Annotated in this window: 13 protein-coding genes; 2 read left to right on the plus strand and 11 right to left on the minus strand. The window is 66.7% G+C overall.

The window, feature by feature from the left end; genetic code table 11:
• The 4 genes from V3B30_RS15385 to V3B30_RS15400 form a co-directional block, all read right to left on the minus strand.
• Positions 1 to 1,512: an ATP-binding protein gene (locus tag V3B30_RS15385; RefSeq protein WP_100473933.1), complete on the minus strand. Its 1,512-nt coding sequence runs from the start codon at positions 1,510 to 1,512 to the stop codon at positions 1 to 3.
• Positions 1,513 to 1,516: 4 nt separating this feature from the next.
• Positions 1,517 to 1,957: a response regulator gene (locus tag V3B30_RS15390; protein ID WP_087923644.1), complete on the minus strand. Its 441-nt coding sequence runs from the start codon at positions 1,955 to 1,957 to the stop codon at positions 1,517 to 1,519.
• A complete protein-coding gene (locus V3B30_RS15395) occupies positions 1,954 to 3,771 on the minus strand; it encodes an ATP-binding protein (protein ID WP_100473934.1) in 1,818 nt (605 codons plus the stop codon). The genes V3B30_RS15390 and V3B30_RS15395 overlap by 4 nt, the downstream gene beginning before the upstream one ends.
• 168 nt (positions 3,772 to 3,939) lie before the next feature.
• The gene (locus V3B30_RS15400) at positions 3,940 to 4,323 is read right to left on the minus strand and encodes a BON domain-containing protein (protein ID WP_262083651.1); all 384 of its coding nucleotides are present in this window, start codon (positions 4,321 to 4,323) and stop codon (positions 3,940 to 3,942) included.
• Positions 4,324 to 4,496: 173 nt separating this feature from the next.
• Here V3B30_RS15400 and V3B30_RS15405 point away from each other — a divergent pair, with 173 nt between their 5' ends.
• Positions 4,497 to 5,540, plus strand: coding sequence for an oxidoreductase (locus tag V3B30_RS15405; protein ID WP_262083650.1), 1,044 nt, complete (start codon positions 4,497 to 4,499; stop codon positions 5,538 to 5,540).
• A 189-nt stretch (positions 5,541 to 5,729) separates the two neighbouring features.
• On the opposite strand, the gene gnd is transcribed toward V3B30_RS15405, so the two are convergent.
• The 7 genes from gnd to V3B30_RS15440 form a co-directional block, all read right to left on the minus strand.
• Positions 5,730 to 6,635, minus strand: coding sequence for a phosphogluconate dehydrogenase (NAD(+)-dependent, decarboxylating) (gnd, locus tag V3B30_RS15410; protein WP_014648435.1), 906 nt, complete (start codon positions 6,633 to 6,635; stop codon positions 5,730 to 5,732).
• A 10-nt stretch (positions 6,636 to 6,645) separates the two neighbouring features.
• Complete coding sequence (locus tag V3B30_RS15415) at positions 6,646 to 7,899, minus strand: hypothetical protein (protein WP_262083785.1); 1,254 nt, start codon at positions 7,897 to 7,899, stop codon at positions 6,646 to 6,648.
• A 2-nt stretch (positions 7,900 to 7,901) separates the two neighbouring features.
• The gene (locus tag V3B30_RS15420) at positions 7,902 to 8,510 is read right to left on the minus strand and encodes a DUF2242 domain-containing protein (RefSeq protein ID WP_262083649.1); all 609 of its coding nucleotides are present in this window, start codon (positions 8,508 to 8,510) and stop codon (positions 7,902 to 7,904) included.
• A gap of 227 nt (positions 8,511 to 8,737) precedes the next feature.
• The gene (locus tag V3B30_RS15425; protein WP_100473938.1) at positions 8,738 to 10,915 is read right to left on the minus strand and encodes a carboxy terminal-processing peptidase; all 2,178 of its coding nucleotides are present in this window, start codon (positions 10,913 to 10,915) and stop codon (positions 8,738 to 8,740) included.
• A gap of 253 nt (positions 10,916 to 11,168) precedes the next feature.
• Positions 11,169 to 12,179: a lipoyl synthase gene (gene lipA / locus V3B30_RS15430; RefSeq protein ID WP_100473939.1), complete on the minus strand. Its 1,011-nt coding sequence runs from the start codon at positions 12,177 to 12,179 to the stop codon at positions 11,169 to 11,171.
• 18 nt (positions 12,180 to 12,197) lie between these two features.
• A complete protein-coding gene (gene lipB / locus V3B30_RS15435) occupies positions 12,198 to 12,908 on the minus strand; it encodes a lipoyl(octanoyl) transferase LipB (RefSeq protein WP_197607636.1) in 711 nt (236 codons plus the stop codon).
• Complete coding sequence (locus V3B30_RS15440; protein ID WP_005411067.1) at positions 12,896 to 13,174, minus strand: YbeD family protein; 279 nt, start codon at positions 13,172 to 13,174, stop codon at positions 12,896 to 12,898. The genes lipB and V3B30_RS15440 overlap by 13 nt, the downstream gene beginning before the upstream one ends.
• Positions 13,175 to 13,527: 353 nt before the next feature.
• On the opposite strand from V3B30_RS15440, the gene V3B30_RS15445 reads away from it, so the two are divergent.
• Complete coding sequence (locus tag V3B30_RS15445) at positions 13,528 to 14,586, plus strand: lipid A deacylase LpxR family protein (protein WP_202908128.1); 1,059 nt, start codon at positions 13,528 to 13,530, stop codon at positions 14,584 to 14,586.
• The last annotated feature ends 100 nt before the right edge of the window (positions 14,587 to 14,686 follow it).

Raw genomic sequence — 14,686 nt, forward strand, 5'->3', positions numbered from 1 at the left:
TCAGCCCAGCGCTTCGGCCACCGCGCGGAACACCTGCTGCATCTGCAGCGGCTTGCGCAGCACATGCACCTCCACACCGGCCGGGAATGCATCGGCGGGCACCGCAATCGCCGCATCCTCCAGCACCAGTGCCGGGCCGCGATAGCCCAGCGTGGCCATCTCGCCCAGCAGCTGGCTGGCCGGCAGCAATTTCGAGCCGGCATCGGCAATCACCAGCGCCGGCATCGCCTCCTGCTGCATCCAACGCAGCGCTGCCGGGCCATCGGAGGCCAGCTGCAGCTGGTAACCCTGGCTGGACAGCGCATTGCCGAGCAGCGACAGGCGCGTGGCCTCGCCGTCGACCACCAGGATCGACTGGCCGCTGCCCAGCGCCACCAGCTGCTCGATCGGCTCGCTGCCGTCGCTGGCTTCGTGCATCGGCAAGCGCAGCTCGAAACAGGTGCCCTGCCCCGGCTGGCTGCTGACATGGATGCTGCCGCCGGCACCTTCGACGATGCGCTTGCAGGAAATCAGGCCCAGGCCGGTGCCATCGGCCTTGGTGGTGAAGAACGGATTGAACAGGTGCGACAGCGTGTCCGCATCCATGCCGATGCCTTCATCGGCCACGCAGATCCGCATCCAGTCCACGCCATCGCGCTCGCCGGCATGGCTGGCGGTCAGGCTCAGGCGGCCGCCGTTGGGCATCGCCTGGATCGCATTGAGCGCCAGGTTCAACATCACCTGCTGCAGCTCGGTGTAATTGGCATCGACCGCCAGGCCTTCGTCCTGAACCTGCAGTTCCAGGCGCACAGCATCGGGTACGTTGCTGCGCAACAGCAGTGCCACGGCATCGAACAGGCCATCGATCTCGATGCGCTCGCTCGGCTTGCGCGAACCGCGCACGAACGACAGCATCGATTCGGCCATCTCGTGGCCGCGGCGGCCGCACTCGGCGATGACGTCGGCCAGGTGGTGCAGCTGCGGATCCTCGGTGCGCGCCTTCAGCAGGTCAGGCATGATCAGCAACGGCTGCAGGATGTTGCGCAGGTCGTGGCTGAGGCCGGCGGCAAGCAGCGACAGGCTTTCCAGGCGCTGCGCGCGCATCAGTTCGGTTTCCACGCGTGCACGCTCCACCGCGCTGCGTGCATCGCGGATCGCACGCGCCACCGCCGACGGCAGGCGCGCCGGCAGATGCTTGATGATGTAGTCATTGGCGCCCTTCTGCAGCGCCGCCACCGCGTTCTCCTCACCCATGGTGCCGGAGACGAAGATGAAGGGTACGTCCGGGGAGGTCTCGCGCACGATGCGCAGCGCGTCATCACCGGAGAACCCCGGCATGCTCAGGTCGGACAGCACGATGTCCGGCTGGAACGCAGCCAGTGCCTGGCGCAGTTCCGCCTCGCTCTCGACACGCTCGAAGCGGGCGTCCAGGCCCGCGTCGAGCATCTGTTCGGACATCAGCTCGGCATCTTCCGGTGAGTCCTCCACCAGCAGGATGCGCAGCGCCCCCAGGGCGGGACCGGTCAGGGGCATGGGCTCACTCGAGTTCCGGTGCCTGGTTGATCAACGCCCAGAACTTGCCCAGTGTCTGCACCGCGCCGAAGAACTGGTCCACGTCCACCGGCTTGACCACGTAGGCGTTCACGCCCATGTCCCAGCTGCGGGCCAGATCGCTTTCCTCGCGCGAGGACGACAGGATCACCACCGGCAGGCGCTTGAGTTCTTCGTGCTCGCGGATCTGCCGCAGCACCTCCAGGCCATCCATGCGCGGCATCTTGATGTCCAGCAGCAGTACCGCCGGCAGGCCTTCCTCGCGGCTGGCGAAGGCGCCGCGGCGCAGCAGGTAGTCCATCACTTCCACGCCGTCTTCGACGTGCACGATGGGATTGGCCAGACGCGCCTCTTCCAGGGCGTCGATCGCCATTTCGGCATCGGCCGGGCTGTCTTCGGCGAGAAGAATGGTGCGCAGAGTGGTCATGCAGAGGGCCCTTGTTTGTCCGCGTCGATCGCGGGAGGCAGGTAGAAGTGGAAGGTGGCGCCGACGTCCGGTTCGGCCTCGGCCCAGATACGGCCGCCATGGCGGGTCAGAACGCGGCGCACGCTGGCCAGGCCGATGCCGGTACCCGGGTAGTCGCTGGCCTTGTGCAGGCGCTGGAACACACCAAACAGCTTGCCGGCGTAGGCCATGTCAAAGCCTGCACCATTGTCGCTGACCGTGAACTGATGGCCACCATCGGGCTGCTGCTGGTAATCCACGCGGATCTTCGCCGGCTCGCGGTTGCCCGAGTACTTCACCGCGTTGCCGAGCAGGTTCAGCCAGACCTGGCGGATCATGTTCTCGTCGCCCACCACGATCGGCAGCGGTGCGATGCTCCACTCCACCTGGTGCGCATGGCCGCTGTTCTCGGCCTCGGCCTGCAGGTTGGAATCGAGCATGGCGCGGGTATCGGCCACCAGCGACTGCATGTCCACCGCCTGCTGGCGCATCGCCACGCGGCCCAGCCGCGAATAGACCAGCAGGTCGTCGATCAGCGCCGCCATGCGCCGGGCCGAACTGGAGATCACCTCCAGGTAGTGGCGGCTCTTGTCGTCGGCCTGCTCGCCAAGGTGGCGCGACAGCTTGTCGGAGAATCCGGCCACATGCCGCAGCGGCGCGCGCAGATCGTGCGAGACGGAATAGCTGAAGGCCTCCAGTTCCCTGTTGACCTCGGACACCTGCGCAACCTTGCCTTCCAGCTGGCGGTTCAGCTCTTCCACCCGCAGCTGCACCGCGCGTTGCATGGTGACGTCGCTGATGGTCAGCAGCACCACTTCGTCATCGGTGTCGGGCAGCGGCATGCGCCGTGCATTGAGCAACATGTAGCGCACCATGCCGTCGGCGGTGCGCTGCTCGTGCTCGAAGTCCCAGAGTTCGCGGCCACGCGACAGTACGTCGGACAGCCGCTGCCGCACCACCGGATCCTGCCAGGCATTGTCGCCAACCGTCTCCAGCAACAGGCCATCAGCGCGCTCGTCCTGCAGGCCGTACAGCTCGGCGAATGCCGGGTTGTGCAGCTGCACGCGCAGGTCGCGGTCGAGCAGCACGATCGGTTCGCGTACGGTCTGCAGCACCGAGGCCGCACGCGCGGCCGAGCGCAGCGATTGCCGCTCCGCTTGCAGGCGGCGGCCGATCTGCCGCTGCAACAGCCAAAGCACCAGTCCGAGCAGCGCCAGCTGGATCACCAGCGAACTCCACGACACCAGTTCGGTCTGCTTGCGCTGGCGCGCGGCCTGCTCGGCACGAAGCGTGAGCAGCTTCTGCTCGCTGGCCTGCAGCTCTTCCACCAGCCCACGAATCGGATAACGCGTGCTCAGGTCCTGTACCAGCTCATGCTGGTCGGAGTTCGGTTCGGACCTGGCCAGATCGCGGGCCACGGCCAAGCGGCCCTCCAGCATCGATTCAATGCGGCCGATCCGGATCAGCTGATCCGGATTGTCGCGTGTCATCCGCCCCAGTTCGGCCAGGCGCCCGGGAATCTCGTCGGCCCTGGCCATGCGCTCGCGCAGGCCGGGGGCATCCACACCCTTGGACAGGGTCAATGCCGCCGATTCGACATCGCGCACGTCGGCCTGCAGTTGCTGCAGCGCCACGCCAACGGCCTGGGTGTGGTTGACCCAGGCCATCGCTTGTTCACTGTCCTGCTGCAGTTTGCGCAGGGTCAACCACGGCACCACGATGATCGCGGCAGCGGCCAGCGCCAGGGCCGGCAACCGCCAGCGGTCCCAGATGTCGTCACTGAAAACCAGCGCCATAGTTCCTCGTCAGCTCAGCCGCGAAGCGTTGGCCGGGACGAACCCGGCTGCGGCGGAACCGGCAATATAGCGCAGGCGGTCACAACTCTGGAGTTTCCAGCCGGGTTGCCTGAACAGGTTATGGGAACCCCATGCAGCGGGCGCCCCGCACCGGGGCGCCCGCCCGGTTCAGCGCTTGGCTGCGGCGCTGACCTTCAATGCCGCAGCATCCACGCGGGTCACGCCTTTGATGCTCTTGGCGGTGGTGACCGCCTTGTCCTTCTCGGCCTGGGTCGCCACGGCACCGCTCAGGCTGACCACGCCGTTCACGGTTTCCACCTTGATTTCAGTGCCCGGGACGTTGCTGCTGGCCAGCAGGTCGGCCTTCACCTTGGTGGTGATCCAGCTGTCGGTCACCGGCTCATTGGAGTCATGGCGATCGGCATGCGTCGTCGGATGGGTGCTGGTCGGCGGGCTCTTCGCGGCCGGGTCCTTGGCGAATGCAGCCGAGGAGGACAGCGCCAGGCCCAGCGTCAGGGCAGAAGCAATCAGCGTGCGGGTAGTGTTGCTCATCGTGTCGTACTCCTTCGGAATGTGCTGCCAGTCTGGACAAGCGGCCGTAGAGCAGGCGTGGCGTTGCGGTCATGCCGCCGTGAATCGAAGCGTTTCCAACGGCAACGGTTCAGTTTTGGCCTGTCCGCCGCCGTCGTTTACCCTGCCCTTCCCCATTGCCGGAGCCCTCTGCCATGCGCCCCGACCTGCAACTGGCCCTGGTCGGCTACGGCCTCGCCGGCCGCGTCTTCCATGCGCCGCTGATCCAGCACACACCGGGCCTGGCGCTGCACAGCATCGTCAGTTCGCAACGCGACACCCTGTTGCGCGTGTTCAGCGACGTGCACGTGCGCGCCACGCCCCAGGACGTGTTCGACGATCCAGCAGTGGATGCGGTGGTGATCGCCACACCGAACGCGCAACACGCGCCGCTGGCGATCGCCGCGCTGGCGGCGGGCAAGCACGTGCTGGTCGACAAGCCGTTCGCACTGGATGTGGCCGAAGCGGAAACGGTGCTGGCTGCAGCGCGCGACGCCGGACGCATCGTCACCGTGTTCCAGAACCGGCGCTTCGACGCCGACTTCCTCACCCTGCAGGCGCTGCTGTCCGAAGGCGCGCTGGGCGACGTCGCCGAGTGCCATGCACATTTCGATCGCTACCGGCCTCAGGTGCGCGACCGCTGGCGCGAACAGAACGGTCCGGGAAGCGGCTTGTGGTACGACCTTGGCCCGCATCTGCTGGACCAGATGCTGGTGCTGTTCGGCTGGCCCGAGGCGATCGATGCCGATCTGGCCGTGCAGCGCGAAGGCGGCAGCGGCATCGATTACTTCCACGCGGTGCTGCACTACCCGCAGCACCGCGCGATCGTGCACGCCGGTTCGATGGTGGCTGCACCCACGCCGCACTTCGCAGTGCATGGCCGCGATGGCAGCTGGATCAAGCACGGACTGGATGTGCAGGAGGCGCAGCTGCGCCGTGGCGTGGCACCGGGAGCGCCGGGCTGGGGCATTGATCCGCGGCATGGCGAGCTGCTGCGTTGCGACGCCGAGGACAACGTGCAACGCACGACGGTCGACAACCTGCCGGGCGATTACCGGCGGCTGTATGCGCAGTTCGCTGCAGCGATGCAGGGCGATGGCGAGCCGGCGGTCAGTCCGGTGCAGGCGCTGCAGCTGATGCGGTTGCTGCAGGCCGGCATGGACAGCGCGCGCGAAGGGCGGCGAATCGCGTTGGATTGACCAGTAGATCCACGCCATGCGTGGATGACGTGGGAACGATCGGAGAAGGCTTTTGTAGAGTCGAGCCATGCTCGACTGGCTGTATGGGGTCAGAGCCCTTTCCTGCGAAAAGGGATCCGACCCCGATCTGCCTGGGATCAGAGCCCTTCGGCGTTGCCGAAGGGCTCTGACCCCACCGCACCGCGGTGCTTACGACTTCTTGATGGCGTGGCCGCCGAATTCATTGCGCATCGCCGACAGCAGGCGATCAGTGAACGAATTGGATTCACGCGAACGCAGGCGTTCCAGCAGCGACAGCGTGATCACCGGTGCCGGCACATCGAGCGCGATGGCTTCGGCGACAGTCCAGCGGCCTTCGCCGGAATCCTCCACATACGGCGCGATGCCATCCAGCGACGGATTGCGCTTGAGGGCTTCGGTGCTCAGGTCCAGCAGCCACGAACGCACCACGCTGCCGTGGCGCCACACCTCGGCCACCTGGGCCAGGTCCAGCTCCATCTCCTGCTTGCGCTCCATCAGCGCGAAGCCTTCGGCATAGGCCTGCATCATTCCGTACTCGATGCCGTTGTGGACCATCTTGGTGAAGTGGCCGGCGCCGGACGGGCCGACACGCCCCCAGCCACGATCCTCGGCCGGAGCCAGCGTGCGCAGCAACGGTGCAATCTGCTCCACCACCGAGGCTTCGCCACCGACCATCAGGCTGTAGCCTTCCTGCAGGCCCCACACGCCACCACTGGTGCCGCAGTCGACATAGCCCAGATCGTCCTCGGCCAGCGCCTTGGCGCGGCGGATCGAGTCCTGGTAGTTGGAGTTGCCGCCGTCGATGACGATGTCACCCTCGGCCAGGTGCGGGGTCAGCTGGCCCAGCGTCTGGTCGACGGTTTCGCCGGCCGGCACCATCAGCCACACCACGCGCGGTACCGGCAGCGCGGCCACGGCGGCGGCCAGCGAATCAACCACCTCCAGGCCGGCCTCGGCGGCGCGCTGGCGGGCACCTTCGCCCGGGTCGTAGCCGACCACGCGGTGGCCGCCGCGATGCAGGCGCTGGGCCATGTTGGCGCCCATGCGGCCGAGGCCGATCATTGCAATATCCATTGTTTCACCTTCAGTTGGGGTCTAGGGTCAGGCTGCCTGGCCTGCCGGTAGCCGCGCAGTGGCGCAGCTGCGCCTCGCGCCAACGCCGGTAGAGCGTGGTATGCAGATTGTGCACCGCCAGGTCGATCGAAAACGGCGTGCGCGGGTTGCGATCGAGCAGGCGGGCGATGTGGTAGCCAATCGGACGTATACCGCGCGGATGCACATAGATCACGAACTGCCGATAGAACGGATCGTCCAGCAAGTGGTCCATGCGTGCCAGCGTATCGTGGTAGCGCGGCGCCAGCCGTGCACGCAGGCGAGGGTCGCGCTCGAAAAGCAGTCGCTCGAAGTAGCGCTGGCCGATGCGCGGGATGCCCTGCGCCAGGGTCCACAATTCGGCATTGCGCTGGTCGTACCAGGCCAGGCCGCCGTGCTGCGCCAGGGCCTGCGCAGCGCCCTCGCCGACGTCGACCACCACGAAGTTCTCGGCCTGGTTGCTCAGGTCATCCAGGGTGCCCTTGTCGTACACGTGCTCAATGAAACCAGGCACGCCGACAAAGGCCTGGCGTCCCATCGCCGATGTGCGCACTGCCTTGCCATCGGCGAAGAAATCACCGGCATGCGCGCCGAGCAGGATGCTGTCGGTCTCGTGCAGCGCCAGGAAGGTACCGATCGACAGCTCATCCGCAGCGAACTCAGCATCGAACGCGGTATCGCCATACAGCTCGCGCTGGGCGGCCAGCTGCGCAACCTGGCGGCCGACACCGCACTCGGCACGCACGGCACCGCTGTAGAACGCCTGCAGCGCCTGGCTGTTGCCCGCACTGGGCACGAAGCCACGGCCGAAACTGCGCGTGCGCTGCCAGCCTTGTGCCGGCGCGCCGTGCAGGCCAAAGCCGATCCAGCCCAACTGCGGGCCGGAGAAGCGGAACGAGGGATTGCCCTGCAATGCAGAGGTCGCGCGCCGCGTGGCCGCCCCCAGCTCGAAGGCATGGGCGCAGACCGTGGCCGGGTCATCCAGCAGCTGCTGCAGCAGTGCCTGCCGCGCGCCGGCGGGCAGCGCAGCCGGCCACCGCACGCGCAGGTCACCGGCCGCCTGTGAAGCAGCCAGAGAAGCACGCGTGCACACAGGCCCTCCCTGCACCTGCGGTGCACCGAGCGACGCTTCTTCGAAGCGCCATCCCAGCCGCTGCAGCAGGCCCTGCGCACAGTCCGGAGATGGCGCTGCCCCGACCCACGCGGGCGCCAGCAGCAGGGCTGCAATCAGCCACCTGCCGCGCACGCTCAACCCTGGTCCGTGACCGCCGCTGCGGGTTCCGGCGCCGCTTCCGGCGATAGCGATGGCGATGGCGATGGCGCAGGTTTGCCCGTCGCCGCCGGCAGGTACTGCTGCAGGCGCTGGAAGAAGCGACGATAGAACTCGGCGTCGGTGACCGTGCTGCTGGCCACCTTCACCAGCGAATCGTCATTGCTGCCGAACGGCAGCGATACCGAACCCAGCGCGCCCACGCCGACGCTGGCCGACGTCGGGCTCTTCTTCAGGGCGTAGCGGTCCTGCACCGCGCTGACGAACACCAGCGCCTGGCTGCCACGCGGCGCACAGGAGATGCGCAGCACCAGCTGCTCATGGTCATCCTCGCGCGGCTGGAAGTTCTTGTTGCCCTCCACCTGCGCCTCGTCGGAGCGGGCAATCGCATAGCCCTGGCTGAGCAGGGTGCGCCGCGCCGCCTCGCAGGCATCGGCGGGGCGTCCATCGACCGTGCGCGAGAAGGTATCTCCGGAGTCGAAGGATTCGCGCAGCAGGGTGCTGTCGGCGGCACGGCCACCACAGGCCGAGAGGATCAGGGCGCTGGTGAGTGCCACGGCAGCGCCGGAACGACGGGAGGCCCGCATGGGTACTCCTGCGAGAACGGAAGTACCAAGGGTAGTCCCGCCCCCGTGTGCGGCAGGTCGTCATGGCCTCCCACGTTGCTCCCGGTTCATGCACGTAAAAGGGGACGGAGGGAATTAAGTCGTTTCTGCCACAAACGACTTAATTCCCTCCGTCCCCTTTTACGGTCCCTTTTTACGCCGAGGGGCCGGCAATGCCGGCCCCTCGGGTATCACATGCCGTCGCCGGCTCAGTCCGCCCAGCGGCCGGCGCCGGTGGACTGCGGCAGCACCTGTGCGGACAGCGGACGGTCGTTGGCCAGCAGGTTCACCGCGTCGGCCAGGATCGAGGCCGACTCGCGCAGCAGCGGGTCCGGACGCTTCTCGGCAGCCTTCTCGCGCGCGGCATCCTTGACGATGTCACGCTCGTTGCCGGTCAGGCCATCGTCGCTGCTGTCATCAGCCAACGGATCCAGGGCCAGGCCCAGCTCCTTGCGCATCACCTGGCGCTCCTTGCGCTGGGTGTCCTGGCGCTCACGCTCGGTGCGGCGCGTGGCCTCGTTGAGCGAGATGTACTTCTTCGCGGCCTCGGTGCGGAACTGCTGCACATCCTCGTTCCACCACTGGAATTCCTTGTCGGCGGCAATGCGCGCGTCATGGCGGGTTTCCAGCTTCGGCAGCAGCGGCGCGAAGTTGCCGTACTGGGTGTGCGGCACGGCGGCGATGCGGGTCCACGGCAAGGCGTTGTCGTAGGTGCTTTCGCCGAACTCGGTGGCATCGACGCTGGCCGGGAAGGCCAGGTCCGGCACCACACCCTTGTGCTGGGTGCTGCTGCCGCTGATGCGGAAGAACTGGGCGATGGTCAGCTTGACCTGGCCGAAGCGCTGGGTCTCGCCGCTCGGCCAACGATCAAGGTCGACGATGTTCTGCACGGTGCCCTTGCCGAAGCTGGTTTCACCGATCACCAGGCCACGACCGTAATCCTGGATGGCACCGGCGAAGATCTCCGAGGCCGAGGCCGAACCACGGTTGATCAATACCGCCAGCGGGCCGTCCCACGCCACGCCCTGGTTACGGTCGCTGTTGACGGTGATGCGGCCACCGGACTCGCGCACCTGCACCACCGGGCCCTGCTCGATGAACAGGCCGGTCAGTTCGATGGCTTCATCCAGCGAACCACCACCGTTGTTGCGCAGGTCCAGCACCACACCGTCCAGCTTGTCGTTCTTGAAACCGGCCAGCAGCTTGGCCACGTCGCGGGTCGCCGAGGCGTAGTCGGTGGCATTGCGGCGACGGCCTTCGAAGTCCTGGTAGAAGGTCGGCAGCTTGATCACGCCGATCTTCCGCGCCGGTTCGCCATTGGCAGCCGGAATACTCATGGTCTCGCCCTTGGCAGCCTGTTCGGCCAGGCGCACCTTCTGGCGGGTCAGCACCAGCGTGTGGTGCTTGCCGTCGGCACCTTCGGCAGCCGGAATGAATTCCAGCTTGACCTGGGTGTCCTTGGCGCCGCGGATCTTGGCCACGACATCGTCGATGCGCCAGCCGATCACGTCCTCGACCAGGCCGGACTTGCCCTGGCCAACGCCGACAATGCGGTCACCCGGCTTCAGCGTGCCGTCCACCGCAGCCGGACCGCCGGCGATGATCTCGCGGATCACCACCACATCGTCCTGGCGCTGCAGCTGCGCACCGATGCCTTCCAGCGACAGCGACATCGCCTGGTTGAAGTTCTCGGCGGTGCGGGGGGTGAAGTAGTCGGTATGCGGATCGACCGCGCTGGTGTACGAGTTCATGAAGAACTGGAAGACATCTTCGCCCTTCAGCTCGTTGACCGACTTCTCCAGCGTCGCGTAGCGCTTGTCCAGCGTCTTGCGGATGTCGTCCGGCTTCTTGCCGGCCAGCTTCAGGCGCAGCCAATCGTTCTTGACCGACTTGCGCCACAGTTCATCCAGCTCGGCGCTGCTGGCCGCCCACGGCACCTTCTTGCGGTCGTATTCGAAGCGCTCGTCGGTGGTGAAGTCCGGCTCCTGCCTGAGCAGCTTGCGCGCATAGGCCACGCGTTCGCCGACACGCTGCTTGTAGACCGCGAACACCTGGAACGCCGGCTCAAGCTCGCCGCCACGGATGGCCGAGGAAATGTTCGCTTCGAACGGCGCGAAGCGCGCCACATCGGCCTGGGTGAAGTACTGCTTGCCGCCGTCCAGCGTCTCCAGGTAGCGCTTGAATACGTCCTTGGAGGTGGCCTCGTCCAGCGCGCGCGGGCGGTAGGCGTAGCGGCTGTCGGACAACAGGCCGTACACCAGCTTGGAGGTGGTCACCTGATCGGCGGTGGCCGCCGCGGGCAATGCGGGCGAGTCGGCCTTGGCCGCCAGCGCCAGCGGCGCGACCAGCGCCAGGGCCATCAGGAATGCGGGGGCTTTGAATTTCATTGACGTGCTCGAAGGCGCCTTGCCAAGGGAGAGACTGCGGGGTGTTAAGACACCACGACAGTGCCGAAAGTTGCCGGGTTTGTCACCCGGCCGCGCTCGGTGGAAAACCAGCCTAGCGGGGCCGGTGTAGCAAATTGTGAATGCAGGCAAAGGCGTGCGGGCCAGCGGTCCGCGCCCACCATGGTGGTGGCCCCCATTGGCAGCGCCGGGCCATGGCTGGCGAAGGCGTACGGACCAACGGTCCGCACCCACCTCAGGAAATGCCGGCGCCCTTGGCCTGCACGTCGGCGTGGTACGACGAGCGCACCATCGGGCCGGACGCCACGTGGCTGAAGCCCAGCTCGTAGCCGTAGTCTTCCAGCGCCTTGTAGTCTTCGGGGGTCCAGTACTTCAGCACCGGGTGGTGATGCGCGGTCGGCTGCAGGTACTGGCCGATGGTGATCATGTCCACGTCGTGCGCGCGCAGATCGCGCATGGTGGCCTTGATCTGTTCGAACTCTTCGCCCAGGCCCAGCATGATGCCGCTCTTGGTCGGCACCTCCGGGTGCTGCGCCTTGAAGTTCTTCAGCAGGTTCAGCGACCACTGGTAGTCCGCACCCGGGCGCACGTTGCGGTACAGGTCCGGCACGGTCTCGATGTTGTGGTTGAACACATCCGGCGGGTTCTGCGCCAGGATTTCCAGCGCGCGCTCCATGCGGCCCTTGCCGCGGAAGTCCGGCGTCAGCACTTCGATGCGGGTACCCGGCGACTTCGCGCGGATGGCGGTGATGCAGTCGACGAAGTGCTGGGCACCGCCATCGCGCAGGTCATCGCGGTCGACGCTGGTCACCACCACGTACTTCAGGCCCATGTCGGCCACGGTCTGGCCGAGGCTGGCCGGCTCGTTGGCATCCGGCGGCTTCGGGCGGCCGTGGGCCACGTCGCAGAACGAGCAGCGGCGGGTGCAGACCTCGCCGAGGATCATGAAGGTGGCGGTGCCATGGCCGAAGCATTCGTGGATGTTCGGGCAGCTGGCTTCCTCGCACACCGTCACCAGGCGGTTCTCGCGCAGCTTGGCCTTCAGGTTCTGCACGGCATTGCCCGAGGGAATGCGCACGCGGATCCAGGAAGGCTTGCGCAGCACCGGTGCGTCGGCGAACTGCACCGGCGAACGGTTGATCTTGTCACCGCCCAGCTGCTTGACCCCGGCCTGCAACGGCGCGGCGGACGGGGAGTCGCCCTGCACGATCTGCAGGGGAATGGAACGGGCGGTGGTTTCAGTCATGGCAGTTCCGGGGGGCGGTCAGGCGGCCGCAGAAAGATCGGGCAGTTCCGGCGTGTGCTGCAGCAGCAGGCCGAACTGGCGGGCCAGGTGGTCCAGCAGCACCGGCTTGACGGCATCCATCCCTGAGGGGCCGCCCAAGTCTACCACCGAGGTCACCTGCAACCCCTGATAGCCACAGGGGTTGATGCGGTGGAAGGGTTCCAGGTCCATGGACACGTTGAACGCCAGGCCATGGAAGGTGCATCCCCGGCGCACGCGGATGCCGAGCGCGGCGATCTTGGCGCCACCGACATAGACGCCCGGGGCGCCCTCGCGGCGCTCGGCGCCGATGTTCCACTCGGCCAGGGTATCGATGAGGGCCTGCTCGATGCGGCACACGTAGTCGCGCACGCCGATGCCCAGCCGCGGCAGGCGCAGCAATGGATAGACCACGATCTGGCCGGGGCCGTGATAGGTCACCTGGCCGCCGCGGTCCACGTGCAGCACCGGGATCTCGCCCGGCGCCAGCACATGCTCGTCCTTGCCGGCCTGGCCCAGGGTGAACACCGGATCGTGTTCCACCACCCACAGCTCGTCGGCATCGGCGTCGCTGCGCTGGTCGGTGAAGCGCTGCATCGCGCGCCACACCGGTTCATAAGCCTGGCGGCCGAGGTCACGGACCACCGCCGGACGCGGCGCGCGGTCTTCCGGGGCGGCTTCGGCCGGGCAGCTGTCGGCTACAGCGTCCACTTCACTTCCGGGTGGTCGCGCAGTGCCTGGTGCGCCAGGTCGTACTGCTCGCGGCTCTCGGCCTTGAACACGATACGCACGGACACGTACTTGCCGTTGGACGAGTGCTTCCAGCTGATGCGTTCGTTCACCACATCAATGCCGGCAGCCAGCAGCAGACGGGGAAGCTCATGCTCCAGGCCGCGGTTGGCCGGGCCCATGGCACTGAGCTCGAACTGGCCGGGGAACTGGAAGCCGTGGTCGGGGTTGTCGGACTTGATTTCCATGGCCCCATTATCGGGCCGCAGGGCAACAAACCCAAGAGTATTCATCAACGTCAAAGACGGCACCGGCGGCCTGCTGCGTTGCAGGTGCCCCCGGATGTCCGGGCCAAAGCCAAACAACAGCTGACTGGAATCCCCTGTCCCGCACTGGGCCCGGCACCGTGCGGGCGTCCCTGCGGTCGCCTTCACACCAGGCCCGCGGCGCGTGCGCGGGTAACGAATTGTGTCCGCCGGACAATGTTGTTTTCGGAACAGACAAGTGATCCGAACGTGCTCGTTCCGGGACGCGGGCGCGAGTACCGTAACGTTGCAGAAAACGACAGAAAATCGCCCCCTTCCCCATGAGCATTCCATCCATGCGTAGTGTCGCAGCCCTCGGGCTGGCCGGCCTGATGGCCGCTACCCTCCCCCTTGCCGCCCAGGCGGCCGAACAATGTGGCCCGGACGCAATGCGCGATCACCCGCCGCAGGTCAATTTCCGCGTCGACAACGATCTGTTTGGCGGCCGCCACCAGGACCAGGGCTATACCAACGGTGCGCTGTTGACCCTGGTCTCGCCCAATCTGGTCGATTACACCGACGACCCATGCCTGCCGCGCATGGCGCGCTGGGTGAACCGGTACCTGGAAGGCCTGCATCCGGGCAGGTTCGAACAGCAGAACATGATCTTCAGCATTGGCCAGGGCATCTTCACCCCGACCGATTTCAGCCGCAGGGACCTGATCGAGGATGACCGCCCTTACGCCGGCGTACTGATCGCAAACTTCGGTTTCAATGCGCGCAGCGGCGACCGCCTGCAGACCACCCAGCTGACGCTGGGCGTGGTTGGCCCGTGGGCACAGGGAAGGCAGGTGCAGAATGCCGTGCACGAAGTGCTGGGCGACGAGAAATTCAAGGGCTGGGACAACCAGCTGCACAACGAGCCGCTCTTCATGCTGACCCATGAGCGCATGCGCCGCTGGCCGGGTGATGCCAGCATCAATGCCGACGGCTGGGGTTGGGACGCGATCAGCCACTACGGCGGCTCCATCGGCAACCTGGAAACCAAGGCCAACTTCGGCGGTGAAGTGCGCTTCGGCTGGAAGCTGCCGGACGACTTCGGCAGCACGCCGTTGCGCCCGGCCGGTGAAAACACGGCACCGACCCGTGGCGGTCGCCCCAATGGCTGGTCATGGCACCTGTTCGCGACCTCGGACGTCGCCTGGGTGATCCGCGACATCACGCTGGACGGCAACACCTTCCGCAACAGTCACAGCGTGGACAAGCGCCATGTGGTGGCCTACGGCGGCTACGGCGTGGCCGTGATGCGTGGGCGCTGGAAGTTTGCAATGGCGCGTTACCACAGCACGCGCGAGTTCAACGGCCAGCGCGAAGCGCCGGTGTTCGGCAGTTTCACCATCAGCCGCGCGCTGTAATGTGAGTGGCGGCCGCTGGCCGGCACACCGGATCCAACAAAAAAAGGCCGGCTTTCGCCGGCCTTTTCGTTCACCGCGCCTGGGCGTGGTCCGGCGCTAC

Origin of the sequence: Stenotrophomonas sp. SMYL41, from assembly GCF_036319965.1 — a bacterium.
GTDB classification, from domain to species: domain Bacteria; phylum Pseudomonadota; class Gammaproteobacteria; order Xanthomonadales; family Xanthomonadaceae; genus Stenotrophomonas; species Stenotrophomonas maltophilia_R.